This is a genomic window from Pseudomonas sp. MN1F (genome assembly GCF_009391885.1).
Lineage (GTDB): Bacteria > Pseudomonadota > Gammaproteobacteria > Pseudomonadales > Pseudomonadaceae > Aquipseudomonas.
Genome location: NZ_VZII01000023.1, coordinates 103489 through 114682 on the forward strand (window position 1 = coordinate 103489; position 11194 = coordinate 114682).

General features: G+C 60.7%; 10 protein-coding genes. 9 read left to right on the forward strand and 1 reads right to left on the reverse strand.

The genetic code is table 11. The features are described from left to right. Window positions 1-147: 147 nt before the first annotated feature. Window positions 148-1701 (reverse strand): nitric oxide reductase transcriptional regulator NorR, encoded by a 1554-nt coding sequence (gene norR / locus F6X59_RS13195; protein WP_152956607.1) that lies wholly within the window; start codon window positions 1699-1701, stop codon window positions 148-150. Window positions 1702-1856: 155 nt separating this feature from the next. Here norR and hmpA point away from each other — a divergent pair, with 155 nt between their 5' ends. From hmpA to F6X59_RS13240, 9 genes are all read left to right on the forward strand, one after another. Continuing rightward, window positions 1857-3035, forward strand: a complete 1179-nt coding sequence (hmpA, locus tag F6X59_RS13200; RefSeq protein WP_152956608.1) for an NO-inducible flavohemoprotein — start codon at window positions 1857-1859, stop codon at window positions 3033-3035. 361 nt (window positions 3036-3396) lie between these two features. Further along, a complete protein-coding gene (locus tag F6X59_RS13205) occupies window positions 3397-3903 on the forward strand; it encodes a disulfide bond formation protein B (protein WP_060511471.1) in 507 nt (168 codons plus the stop codon). A gap of 558 nt (window positions 3904-4461) precedes the next feature. Further along, window positions 4462-5406 carry a ubiquinol oxidase subunit II gene (gene cyoA / locus F6X59_RS13210; protein ID WP_152956609.1) on the forward strand — a complete coding sequence of 315 codons (945 nt, stop codon included), beginning with the start codon at window positions 4462-4464 and terminating at the stop codon, window positions 5404-5406. A 3-nt stretch (window positions 5407-5409) separates the two neighbouring features. Then, the gene (cyoB, locus tag F6X59_RS13215; RefSeq protein ID WP_027920309.1) at window positions 5410-7428 is read left to right on the forward strand and encodes a cytochrome o ubiquinol oxidase subunit I; all 2019 of its coding nucleotides are present in this window, start codon (window positions 5410-5412) and stop codon (window positions 7426-7428) included. Window positions 7429-7431: 3 nt separating this feature from the next. Continuing rightward, complete coding sequence (gene cyoC, locus F6X59_RS13220; protein WP_027920308.1) at window positions 7432-8055, forward strand: cytochrome o ubiquinol oxidase subunit III; 624 nt, start codon at window positions 7432-7434, stop codon at window positions 8053-8055. Next, the gene (gene cyoD, locus F6X59_RS13225) at window positions 8055-8387 is read left to right on the forward strand and encodes a cytochrome o ubiquinol oxidase subunit IV (protein WP_027920307.1); all 333 of its coding nucleotides are present in this window, start codon (window positions 8055-8057) and stop codon (window positions 8385-8387) included. Before cyoC ends, cyoD begins: the two co-directional genes overlap by 1 nt. A gap of 11 nt (window positions 8388-8398) precedes the next feature. Beyond that, window positions 8399-9286 carry a heme o synthase gene (gene cyoE / locus F6X59_RS13230; RefSeq protein WP_110638487.1) on the forward strand — a complete coding sequence of 296 codons (888 nt, stop codon included), beginning with the start codon at window positions 8399-8401 and terminating at the stop codon, window positions 9284-9286. 240 nt (window positions 9287-9526) lie between these two features. Further along, entirely contained in the window at window positions 9527-10735 is a 1209-nt protein-coding gene (gene alaC / locus F6X59_RS13235) for an alanine transaminase (protein ID WP_152956610.1), read from the forward strand. 151 nt (window positions 10736-10886) lie between these two features. After that, on the forward strand, window positions 10887-11194 hold a 308-nt coding region (locus tag F6X59_RS13240; protein WP_152956611.1), incomplete at its 3' end, for a YkgJ family cysteine cluster protein.

The following is an 11194-nucleotide window of genomic DNA, read 5'->3' on the forward strand; positions in this document are numbered from 1 at the left end:
TGGCTGGCACAACCTGCCCGACGAACTGAACGTGTTGTGCACAGCTTGGCCGAGTAGTGGCCGCGTAACCGGAGATTAGGGAGATATAGCAGCCCAGCGGATTGCCACCAGATGGCTTTACGGATAGTTCTTTAGTGAGTTGCTGGTTCAGCGAAGCCCCAGGCGACGAGCCAGGCGGCTCAGGTTTGCACGGTCCAGCCCTAGCTCGCGGGCCGCCGCGGCCCAGTTGTCCTCATGACGTTGCAGGCAGGCATCGATCATCTGTCGCTGGTAGTCATCGGTAGCTTCGCGCAGACCACCGGCAGGTATCGCAAGGGCCGCGGGCGTGGCCGGGGAAAGGGGGGCAGTCGCAGTTGGCTGAGTGGGTCGCAGGTCGAGGTCGCTAGCTTCCAAGGTGAGGATACGTGGGCGTTGCGGGTGTTGCCCCATGGCCTTGAGGGCCGAGCGACCGATCAAGTGTTCAAGCTCGCGCACGTTGCCCGGCCAGTCATACGCCAGCAGTGCCGCTTGCGCCTCACTGCTCAGCCGAAGGCTGTTCAAGCCCAGGCGTGACCGGTTCTGTTCGAGGAAATAGCCGGCAAGAAGCAGCACATCTCGCCCTCGTTCGCGTAACGGTGGCACCTGTAGCGGGTACACGCTGAGGCGGTGGTAGAAGTCGGCGCGGTAGTTGCCCGTGCGCACCTCGGCGGCCAGGTCGCGGTTGGTGGCGGCGATCAGGCGCACATCGACGCGGTGTTCGCGGTCCGAGCCCAGGCGTTGCAGTTGGCCGCTCTGCAGCACGCGCAGCAGCTTGGCTTGCACGGTCAGTGGCAATTCGCCGACTTCATCAAGAAACAGCGTGCCACCGTTGGCCAGTTCGAACTTGCCACGCCGCTCGCCGTGGGCACCGGTGAACGCGCCGCGCACATGGCCGAACAGTTCGCTTTCCACCAGGGTATCGGGGAGGGCTGCGCAGTTGAGGCTGACCAAGGGTTGGTCGGCGCGGTTGCTGGCCTGGTGCAGGGCCATGGCCACCAGTTCCTTGCCCACGCCGGTTTCGCCGGTAATCAGCACGGTCAGCTCGCTGCCACCGACCAGGCGGATTTCTTCCAGCAGGCGCTTGTGCGCCGGGCTCTGGCCGATCAGCTCCTTGTCCTGGCCGCTGGCCTGGCGGTAGAGCTCGGCGCGGTGGTGCTCGTCCTCGGCGCGCAGGGCCAGGTGCTCGATGCGTTCGGCCACGGTCACGGTGGCGGCGGCCAGGCTGGCGAAGGCTTGCAGGGCGTCCAGCTCCAGGCTCTGGAACTGGCCGGGGGTGAGGGCGTCGAGGGTAACCAGGCCCCACGGGCGCTCGTCGACCATCAGCGGGCAGCCCATGCAGTCGTGCACTTCAAGGTCGGCGTCAGGGGCGTTGACCAGGCCATCGTAAGGGTCGGGCAGCTCGGAGTCGCTGGCAAAGCGAGTCGGCTCCGGGCGGCTGAGCAGGATCTGGAAGCGCGGGTGTTCACTGACCTTGAAGCGACGGCCCAGGGTATCTGGCGAAAGCCCATCGACGGCCAGCGGCACCAGCCATTCACCCTCCAGGCGCAGCAGTGCGGCGGCATCGCAGGGCAGCAGCCCACGCATGGCCTGCAGCAGGCGGCGGTAGCGCTCCTGGTCGGGCAAGTCGCGGGACAGGTCACTGACCAGGGGGAGCAAGGTGGTGAGCAACGGCTTTGTAGTCATATGGACTCCTATTGGTCGATTTGACTATACGCCGTAGTAGGTCGTTTTGACATGATAGGCGTCAATGCCCTGATTTCATTGGCGAAAAAAGTTGGCACGATTGCTGTAATAACAAGGGCAACCATTTGAAGCCTCAGGCTCAGGAGTTGTCGCAAATGCTCAATGCCGAACAACGTGCAATCATCAAAGCCACTGTCCCGCTGCTGGAAACCGGTGGTGAAGCGCTGACCACCCACTTCTACAAGATGATGCTCAGCGAGTACCCAGAAGTACGCCCGCTGTTCAACCAGGCCCACCAGGCCAGTGGCGACCAGCCGCGCGCGCTGGCCAATGGCGTGCTGATGTATGCCCGTCACATCGACCAGCTGGAGCAGCTCGGTGGCCTGGTCGGCCAGATCATCAACAAACACGTTGCCCTGCAGATTCTGCCGGAGCACTACCCGATCGTCGGCAGCTGCCTGCTGCGCGCCATCGAAGAAGTGCTGGGCAAGGAAATCGCCACCCCTGAGGTGATCGCTGCCTGGGCCGCTGCCTATGGCCAGCTGGCCGACATCCTGATCGGCGCCGAAGAAGGCCTCTACAAACAGAAGGAAGAAGCCGCTGGCGGCTGGCGCGGTGCCCGCGAATTCCGCGTGGTTCGTCGCGAGCAGGAAAGCAGTGAAATCACCTCGTTCTATTTCGCCCCGGTGGATGGCCAACCGGTACTCAAGGCCGAGCCTGGCCAGTATATCGGCCTGCAGCTGTTCATCGACGGTGCCGAGCAGCGCCGCAACTACTCGCTGTCGGCCCTGTGCGACGGCCAGGAATACCGCATCAGTGTCAAGCGCGAGGAGGGCGGCAAGGTCTCCAATTACCTGCATGACCAGTTGCTGGTGGGCGATACGCTGCAGCTGTTCCCGCCGGCCGGTGACTTTACCCTGGCGGCCAGCGACAAGCCGCTGGTGCTGATCAGCGGTGGCGTGGGCATCACCCCGACCCTGGCCATGCTGGAGGCGGCACTGCAGACTCCGCGTGAAGTGCATTTCATCCACTGTGCGCGCAACGGGGCCGTACATGCCTTCCGCGACTGGGTCGACGGCCTGGCCGAGCGTCATCCGCAGCTCAAGCGCTTCTACTGCTACGCCGAGGCGGAAGGTGGCTCGGCCGCCGATGCCGTGGGCTTGCTGAGCGAAGACCTGCTGGCCGAGTGGCTGCCGCACGGGCGTGACGTGGATGCCTACTTCCTTGGGCCCAAAGGCTTCATGGCGGCGGTCAAGCGCCAGCTCAAGGGCCTGGGTGTGCCGGAACAGCAGAGCCGCTATGAGTTCTTCGGGCCGGCGGCTGCCCTGAAGTGATGTATTGAGCGTGCCGGCCTCTTCGCGGGCTTGCCCGCGAAAGGGCCGATCAAGACTTCCTGCCTATATATAAGGAAAGATGAAAGGTGCCTCGGGCACCTTTCACCTTTAATCCTCCTTTAATCACTGTATCCTTCACTCCCGGGTGTCGAGGGGCATGCCCCTGCGCGGCACCCGGGCAGCCGCTTTTTTACCGGCCGACGTTGAACCGACGTCGCTGCAGCCGGTCACAGCATCTCCGGATAGCCCTGCGCAGTGCTGTCTCGCCGCTTCCTCGACACGCTAAGGGGCCATGCCTGCGTGTAGAATTGCACTCAGGCGGGCGGACCACGCTGCCACCTATCCATCGAAGGAATCGGCAATGAACGAACAAACATCGCGCCTGAACCGCGAACGGCGCTTTCTGGTGCTGCTGGGGGTGATCTGCCTCGCCCTGATTGGCGGTGCGCTGTACATGCAGGTGGTACTGGGTGAGGCACCTTGCCCGCTGTGCATCCTGCAACGCTATGCATTGCTCTTTATCGCCCTCTTCGCGTTCATTGCCGCCGCCATGCCCGGGCGCCGCAGCCTGACCCTGTTCGAGGGCCTGGTGGTGCTCAGTGCCATTGGCGGAATCATTGCGGCTGGCAACCATGTGTATATACTCGCCAACCCCATGGTCAGTTGCGGCATCGATACCCTGCAACCGATCGTCGATGACCTGCCCCTGGCCAAGCTCTGGCCGCTGGCGTTCCAGGTCGACGGCTTCTGCAGCACGCCATACCCGCCGATCCTCGGTTTGTCGCTGGCGCAGTGGGCACTGGTGGCATTCGTCCTGACCGCCATCCTGGTACCGTTCGGCATCTACCGCAACCGGCGCCAGTCTTAGACATAAGTCCTGATTTCGGTGTGGTCTTTTACACCGGATGAGAAGAGCAAAAAGTCCTCTCCCGCTTGATCCAGATCAACCTCGAAGCCTTGCGTAATGCGGGTTTGAGGGCTAGCAAGCGGGGTGCGACAAACTGTCGCGAAGTTGATTTGTAGAGCGGTATTGTTACGGATTCTGTAAAAGACTGTTGCTCAATAAGTCATAGTCAAGGGTTGGCGACCTATCTACAATCGCCCCCAATTTCCGTTCGGCACTGCTTGCGAGTCGCAGGATTGAAGGAAGCCCCAGCGCTCCTTTTTGCTGACTTCGTCAAGTTTCGCCCAACGGCGATACCGGGCGGACCCCCCTCCGCGTTTTCCCGCACCAAATGGACTTGGTCTGAAGTACAGGCCTGTTGCCTACGAAACCATAAGCACCGCTAACACGCTTTGCGCCAAGGTCCTGCAGTCGGGCCCGGGCAGGAGCGAGTACGGGCGCGAAATGCCGCACTTGGCAGGACGAAGTGTTGGCTACCAAAACACAAATTGCATTGAAGCAAGCTGATCTAGAGGTCGTGAGATGAGTAAAAAGCGTTACCCCAGACTGTTTGGCATATTGCCCTTTTTAGGCATGCTTTTACTCAGTGGGTGCAACTGGACCCTGCTCGACCCGAAAGGTCAGGTCGGCATTGAGCAAAAGAACCTGATCCTGATCGCTACCGGCCTGATGCTGCTGGTGGTGATTCCGGTCATCATCATGACCGTGGCATTCGCCTGGAAGTACCGTGCTTCCAACAAGGCCGCCACCTACACCCCCGACTGGTCGCACTCGACCAAGATCGAAGCCGCGGTGTGGATCATCCCGATCATCATCATCATCGCCCTGGGTTACGTCACCTACAAGTCGACCCACAAGCTGGACCCATACCGTCCGCTGGATTCGGACGTGAAGCCGATTCAGATCGACGTGGTCGCGCTGGACTGGAAATGGCTGTTCATCTACCCGGAACAGGGCATTGCCACGGTCAACAAGATCAACTTCCCGGCTAACGTCCCGGTCAACTTCCGCGTCACCTCCGACGCCGTGATGAACTCGTTCTTCATCCCGGGCCTGGGTGGCCAGATCTACGCCATGGCCGGCATGACCACCAAGCTGCACCTGATCGCCAACGAAAACGGCGAATTCGACGGTATCAGTGCCAACTACAGCGGCGCTGGCTTTACCGGCATGAAATTCAAGGCCACTGCAACCTCTCAGGAAGACTTCGACAAGTGGGTCGCCGAGGTCAAGCAGTCGCCACTGAAACTGGGCAAAGCCGAGTACGAAGCTCTGGCCAAGCCTAGCGAATACAACCCAGTCGCGCTGTACAGCGAGGCACCAGCAGAGCTGTTCCAGACCATCGTCGACAAGTACGAAGGCATGAACCGCGGCAAGCCGGTCCACGAAGAAGCAGGCAGCAAAGATCTGGCCACAACCAAGGGTGTGGAATCGAGTATGCAACCAGCTGCCGGTGCAGAGGAGTAAGAGATGTTCGGTAAATTAACCCTGGAGGCGATACCCTTCCACGAGCCGATAGTCATGGTGACGCTTGCCATGATCGCGCTCGGGGGTATTGCTGTCGTTGGTGCTATCACCTATTTCCGCAAGTGGACCTACTTGTGGACCGAGTGGTTGACCACCGTCGACCACAAGAAAATCGGGGTGATGTACATCGTCGTCGCGATGGTCATGCTGCTGCGCGGCTTTGCCGACGCCATCATGATGCGTACCCAGCTGGCTGCCGCTACCGGTGGCTCCGAAGGCTACCTGCCGCCTGAACACTATGACCAGATCTTCACCGCTCACGGTGTGATCATGATCATCTTCATGGCGATGCCGTTCTTCACCGGCCTGATGAACCTCGCGGTTCCTCTGCAGATCGGTGCACGTGACGTTGCCTTCCCGTTCCTGAACTCGCTGAGCTTCTACCTGCTGCTGGCAGGCGTGCTGCTGGTCAACATCTCGCTGGGCGTTGGTGAATTCGCCAAGACCGGCTGGGTTGCCTATCCGCCGCTCGCGGGCATTCAGTACAGCCCTGGGGTGGGTGTTGACTACTACATCTGGGCGCTACAGCTCTCAGGCTTGGGTACGACACTGACCGGCGTGAACTTCCTCGTCACCGTGATGAAGATGCGCGCACCTGGCATGAAGCTGATGGACATGCCGATCTTCACCTGGACCTGCACCTGGGCCAACGTGCTGATCGTGGCTTCGTTCCCGATCCTGACCGCTGCACTCGCTCTGCTGACTGTTGACCGTTATCTGGACTTCCACATTTTCACCAACGAGCTTGGTGGGAACCCGATGATGTACGTCAACCTGTTCTGGGCGTGGGGTCACCCTGAGGTTTACATCCTGATCCTGCCGGCCTTCGGCGTGTTCTCGGAAGTGACTTCGACCTTCTCCGGCAAGCGTCTGTTCGGCCACCACTCGATGATCTACGCATCGGGCGCCATCGCCGTTCTGGGCTTCGCTGTATGGCTGCACCACTTCTTCACCATGGGTGCCGGCGCCAGCGTCAACACCTTCTTCGGCCTGGCGACGATGCTGATCTCCATTCCGACCGGTGTGAAGCTGTTCAACTGGCTGTTCACCATGTACCAGGGCCGTGTGCGCTTCACCGCACCGATGCTGTGGACCCTGGGCTTCATGATCACCTTCTCGATCGGTGGCATGACTGGCGTTCTGCTGGCTGTTCCAGGTGCTGACTTCGTGCTGCACAACAGCCTGTTCGTAATCGCTCACTTCCACAACGTGATCATCGGTGGTGCGGTATTCGGCTACATCGCCGGCTTCGCCTACTGGTGGCCAAAAGCGTTCGGCTTCAAGCTGAACGAGAAGTGGGGCAAAGCTGCCTTCTGGTTCTGGATCTCCGGTTTCTACGTAGCGTTCATGCCGCTGTACGCCCTGGGCTTCATGGGCATGACCCGTCGTCTGAACCACTCCGACAACCCACTGTGGGAACCCTACCTGTACGTAGCCGTAGTCGGCGCCGTGCTGATCCTGTTCGGTATCGCCTGCCAGCTGATCCAGATCGTCGTTTCGATCCGCGATCGCGAGCAGAACCTGGACGTGACCGGCGACCCATGGGGCGGCCGTACCCTGGAATGGTCGACCTCGTCGCCACCTCCGTTCTACAACTTCGCCCACATGCCAGAAAAAGTTGGCCTGGACTGCTGGAACGAAGCCAAGGAAGCCGGTGTTGCCTACAAGGTGCCGGGCAAGTACGAAGCGATCCACATGCCGAACAACACCGCTACCGGTCTGTTCATGGGTATGTTCCTGACTGTCTTCGGCTTCGCTTTCATCTGGCACATCTGGTGGCTGGTTGGCGCGAGCCTGCTGGCAACCATCGCAGTCTTCGTTCGCCACGCTGCGCGTGACGACCAGGGCTACATGGTTCCGGCCGAAGAAGTGGCGCGCATCGAAGGCGAGCGTCTCAAAGCGCTGGCCAAAGCAGGTGCTCTGCCTGCCGGCGCACGTGTCGAATCGTTTGAACGGGTGTAATCAATGTCCAGTCAAGTAATCCACGGTGGCGCGCATGGTCATGACCATGCTCACGATGACCACCACCACGACTCGGGCCAGATGACCGTCCTCGGTTTCTGGCTGTACCTGATGACCGACTGCATCCTGTTTGCGTCGCTCTTCGCCACCTACGCGGTGCTGTCCGGCAGTTTTGCCGGCGGCCCGTCGGGTCACGACATCTTCCAGCTCGACTTCGTAGCTGTTGAAACGCTGTTCCTGCTGCTGTCCTCGATCACCTTCGGCTTCGCCATGCTGAAGATGTTCGACGGCAAGAAAGCGGGCGTACTGGGCTGGTTGGCTGTGACCTTCCTGTTCGGTGCAGGCTTCATCGCGATGGAAATCTATGAATTCCATCACCTGATCGGCGAGGGCTTCGGCCCAACCCGCAGTGGCTTCCTGTCGGGCTTCTTCGCCCTGGTAGGTACCCACGGTCTGCACGTGACCGCCGGCCTGATCTGGATGGCAATCATGATGTACCAGATCAACAAGCACGGCATCACGCCGACCGCCAAGACCCGCATGAGCTGCCTGAGCCTGTTCTGGCACTTCCTGGACGTGGTCTGGATCTGCGTATTCACCGTCGTCTACCTGCTGGGGGTTCTGTAATGGCTAACGCACACGACACTCATCACGAAGGTAACCACGGCAGCGTCAAGTCGTACATGATCGGCTTCATCCTGTCGATCATCCTGACCGCGATCCCGTTTGGCCTGGCCATGTCGCCAAGCCTGCCGAAGAACCTGACCGTTCTGATCATCGTGGCCATGGCCGTGATTCAGGTAGTGGTACACCTCGTGTACTTCCTGCACATGGACCGCTCGAAAGAGCAGCGTTCCAATGTGTCGACGTTCCTGTTCACCGCGCTGGTAATCGCTCTGCTGGTCGGCCTGTCGCTGTGGATCATGTTCAGCATCCACTTCGAAATGATGGCCAAGTGAGGTAAGACTGCATGTCCGTTAAGCACTTTATCCAAATCACCAAACCGGGGATCATTTTCGGTAACGTGCTTTCCGTGGCAGGCGGTTTCTTCCTTGCCTCGAAGGGCCATGTGGACTTCGCCCTGTTCCTGGCGGTGGTGATCGGTACTTCGCTGGTGGTGGCGTCCGGATGCGTGTTCAACAACTGCATCGACCGTGACATCGACCACAAGATGGAACGCACCAAGAACCGCGTCATGGTGCAGGGCGGCATGTCGCTGACCCTCGCGCTGGTCTACGCCACCCTCCTCGGGGTGGCGGGCTTCAGCCTGCTGTATGTGCAGGCCAACCCGTTGTCGGCGTTCTGCGCGCTGATCGGTTTCATCGTCTACGTCGGTTTCTACAGCCTCTGGCTGAAGCGCAAATCGGTGCACGGCACCTTGGTCGGCAGCCTGTCTGGTGCCATGCCTCCGGTGATCGGCTACTGCGCCGTGAGCAACAGCTTCGACCTGGCTGCTGTGACCCTGCTGGTGATGTTCAGCCTGTGGCAGATGCCGCACAGCTTTGCCATCGCGATCTTCCGCTTCAAGGATTACAGCGCTGCAAACATTCCGGTCCTGCCGGTGGCACGTGGTGTTCTCGCAGCGAAGAAGCAGATCGTGCTGTACGTGCTGGCATTCCTGCTCGCCACCTTGATGCTCACCCTCGGCGGTTACGCCGGCCTCGGCTACCTGGCCGTGGCAGCTGCCATGGGCCTGTACTGGCTGTACATGGCCTGGGGTGGTTACAAGGCCGAGGACGACAGCAAGTGGGCGCGCAAGGTGTTCGGCTTCTCCATCCTCACCGTCACTGCCCTGAGCGTGATGATGGGTGTGGACAGCCAGACCGCTGCGGACGTGCTGATGACCTACGCGCGCTGATCGAGGCAAGTGCTTCACTGAAAACCCGGCCACTGTGCCGGGTTTTTTCATGCCTGTTTTTCCTGTTCTGGCGTGGAAACATAAATCTTTGATTTTCAAAAAATACATCTGAAAAGTTCTAATAAAACAGGAAATTATCCTTTACAGGCATCCTGTTTCGGCACTATCTTCTGGTTCAGGCCGCCGCAGCGGCCAGCGTCGCTCGGACGGTTCCGGGCGCTTACGTCTGCAGAGGAAACCATGGCCAATCCAGGTTCGCCGCGCCGCTTCGCGCGCATCGATCGTCTCCCCCCTTACGTCTTCAACATCACTGCCGAACTCAAGATGGCTGCCCGCCGCCGTGGCGAGGACATCATCGACCTGAGCATGGGCAACCCCGATGGCGCGACCCCGCCGCACATCGTCGAGAAGCTGGTGCAGGTCGCCCAGCGTGATGACACCCATGGTTATTCCACCTCACGCGGCATTCCACGCCTGCGCCGGGCCATCTCCAACTGGTACAAGGAACGCTACGAGGTCGACATCGACCCGGAAAGCGAAGCCATCGTCACCATCGGCTCGAAAGAAGGCCTGGCGCACCTGATGCTCGGCACCCTCGACCACGGCGACACCGTGCTGGTGCCCAACCCGAGTTACCCGATCCACATCTACGGCGCCGTGATCGCCGGTGCCCAGGTGCGCTCGGTGCCACTGGTGCCGGGGGTGGATTTCTTCAACGAGCTGGAACGGGCGATCCGCGAGTCGATCCCCAAGCCGAAGATGATGATCCTCGGCTTCCCGTCCAACCCCACCGCCCAGTGCGTGGAGCTGGATTTCTTCGAGCGCGTGGTGGCCCTGGCCAAGCAGTACGACGTGCTGGTGGTGCACGACCTGGCCTACGCCGACATCGTCTATGACGGCTGGAAGGCCCCGTCGATCATGCAGGTACCGGGCGCCAAGGACATTGCGGTGGAGTTCTTTACCCTGTCCAAGAGCTACAACATGGCCGGCTGGCGGATCGGCTTCATGGTCGGTAACCCCGAGTTGGTCAGCGCCCTGGCGCGGATCAAGAGCTACCACGACTACGGCACCTTCACCCCGCTGCAGGTGGCGGCCATTGCCGCGCTGGAAGGCGACCAGCAGTGCGTGCGTGACATCGCCGAGCAGTACCGCCAGCGCCGCAACCTGCTGGTCAAGGGCCTGCACGAGCTGGGTTGGATGGTCGAGAACCCCAAGGCGTCGATGTACGTGTGGGCGAAAATCCCGGAGCAGTATGCGCACCTGGGTTCGCTGGAGTTTTCCAAGAAGCTGCTGGCCGAGGCCAAGGTCTGCGTGTCGCCAGGCATCGGTTTTGGTGATTACGGCGACGACCATGTGCGCTTCGCCCTGATCGAGAATCAGGACCGCATTCGCCAGGCGATTCGCGGTATCCGCCAGATGTTCCGTGCCGACGGGTTGATCCAGAAGTAACGCGTCGCCCGGGCCCGCTACGGCGGGCTTGGGCCCGTCGGATCAACGGCAAACTATTTTTGCGTTACCCCTCTTCTCAGCCGACCTGGCTTCGATTACAAATGGCGCGCGGGCCCAGCCCCGATAACAACAACCTTCCTTCCGTGCCCTCATGTCCGAATACAACCCTTGCCTTGACTGCGGCGCCTGCTGCGGGTACTTCCGTGTGTCCTTCTTCTGGGGCGAATGCCAGTCTGCCGGCGGCGTAGTGCCGGATGACCTGGTGGTACAGATCAACCCCACCCGCGTTGCCATGATCGGCACCGACGCCAAGCCTTGCCGCTGCGTGAGCCTGCAGGGCGAGATTGGTACCGAGGTGGCGTGCAGCATCTACGCCAACCGTTCCAGCCCGTGCCGCGAGTTCGAGGCGTCGTGGGTGGGTGGTGTACATAACCCCAGCTGTGACGATGCGCGGGCGGC